Source organism: Allobosea sp. CER48 (genome assembly GCF_044752385.1).
GTDB lineage: Bacteria > Pseudomonadota > Alphaproteobacteria > Rhizobiales > Beijerinckiaceae > Allobosea.
In genome coordinates this window covers 1-1,706 of record NZ_JBIWYK010000576.1, presented here as the reverse complement: position 1 = coordinate 1,706, position 1,706 = coordinate 1, and the positions used below count along the sequence as shown (strand labels likewise).

At 67.4% G+C, this 1,706-nt stretch carries 2 protein-coding genes and 1 pseudogene; all 3 read right to left on the bottom strand.

Annotated elements, in window-relative coordinates:
• Positions 1-207, bottom strand: a pseudogene (locus tag ACIPIA_RS15660) (ribulose 1,5-bisphosphate carboxylase); the annotation flags it as partial.
• 13 nt (positions 208-220) lie between these two features.
• Positions 221-775 (bottom strand): VOC family protein, encoded by a 555-nt coding sequence (locus ACIPIA_RS15655; RefSeq protein WP_400510890.1) that lies wholly within the window; start codon positions 773-775, stop codon positions 221-223.
• Positions 776-799: 24 nt separating this feature from the next.
• On the bottom strand, positions 800-1,706 hold a 907-nt coding region (locus ACIPIA_RS15650; RefSeq protein ID WP_400510888.1), incomplete at its 5' end, for a TRAP transporter large permease subunit.

Sequence of the window (1,706 nt, the reverse complement as noted above, 5' to 3'; positions counted from 1 at the left end):
GGCATTGGGGAGGCTCGGCGCCGCCACCGCCTCGTGTTCGACCACCCGCGTGACCACGGCCCGCGTCCGGCTGCGCAATTCGTCGGTCTCGCCCGCGACCCGCGTGAACGTGCCGCTCGATTGCTCGCCTGCCATCACCTCGGCGACCCTTGCGGGATCGAGCGGCGTCTCGATCAGATAGGTCGCCTCGAAGCGGTCCTGGTTCATGACCTCGGCCTCGTCAGCGTGCTGCCGGGGCCAGCGCGGCGAGATCCGGGAAGGGGCGGACCGGATCCTTGCCGTCCCAGCCTTCCGAGGCCTCGCGGATCAGCCGGAACATCTCGCCCTTCGGGCCCGCGACCTCCGAAAGCTCGATCACGGTGCCGGGATGATAATGGGTGTCGAAATAGACAAAGCGCCCGCGTTCGCCGACCTCGCCGCTCATCACCGGCCTGAAGCCCTCGGCGATCAGCCGCTCGAGATCGGCGTCGTAGTCCGAGGTCCAGTAGGCGACATGCTGCAGGCCGCTATGGCCGGCATCGGTGAAATCCTTGTACATCGAGGGCACGTCGTTGCGGCACTGGATGAGCTCGACCTGCAGCGGGCCCGAATTCGCGAGCGCCACCGAGTTGTGCGGCTCGTAGGCCTCCCCCTTGTAGCGATAGTTCCGGATCGGGACCTTGGGGTTGTAGAAGAACGGACCGACGCCGAGCACGCGGCTCCAGTAGTCCATCGCCGCCTCGATATCGGGCACGACGTAGCCGGCCTGGCGAATCTGGCCGAAAAAGCGGCTCATGGCGAATACCTCGACGAAAGGAGATCAGAATTTCAGGAAGCCGGTGGAGAGCCAGGGAAAGGCCGCCACCACGACGAGGCCGATCAGCAAGGCCAGCATGTAGGCCCAGATGTATTTGAGGCCCTCGTCGGGATTGATCTTGGAGATGGCGCAGGCGCCGTAATAGCCGACGCCGAAGGGCGGGGCGAAAAGGCCGATGCCCATCGCGAAGATCACGACCATCGCATAGTGGACCTCGTGCACGCCGACCTGCTTGGCGATGGGGAAGAGCAGCGGGCCGAACAGAACGATGGCCGGGATGCCCTCCAGCACGCTGCCGAGGATGATGAAGGCCAGCATCGAGATCGCGAGGAAGCCCCAGGCCCCGCCCGGCACGGCGGACATGGCGCGCGCCAGATCCTGCGAGAAGCCGGACTGGGTCAGGCCCCAGGCCATGGCGGTGGCACAGCCGACGATGAAGATGATCGCGCCGGTCAGCGAGGCCGTGTCGACGAGCATGCGCGGCAGGCGGCGCCAGTCGAACTGGCGGTAGATGATCACGCCCGCCAGCACGGCATAGGCGATGCCGATGGTCGAGACCTCGGTCGCGGTGGCGACACCCTCGACCACCGCCGCCCGGATGACGAAGGGCAGGGCGATGGCCGGCGCGGCGACGAGGCAGAGCCTGCCGATCTCCCGGCGCGACTGCTTCGCGACATGGCTCAGGTCCTCGCCGCGATAGCGCCACCAGACGACGAAGCAGAGCGCGATGCCCAGCACCAGCGCCGGCAGCATGCCGCCGGTGAACAGCGCCGCGATCGAGACGCCGGTGACCGAGCCGATGGTGATCAGCACGATCGAGGGCGGGATCGTCTCGGTCTGCGCGCCGGTGGCGGAGAGCAGGGCGACGAGATCGCCGGGCTTGGCGCCGCGCTTCTGCATCTCCGGGAAG

Coding starts and splice junctions, on each gene's coding strand:
- ACIPIA_RS15655 (WP_400510890.1), bottom strand. CDS start 775: ATGAGCCGCTTTTTCGGCCAGATTCGCCAGGCCGGCTACGTCGTGCCC.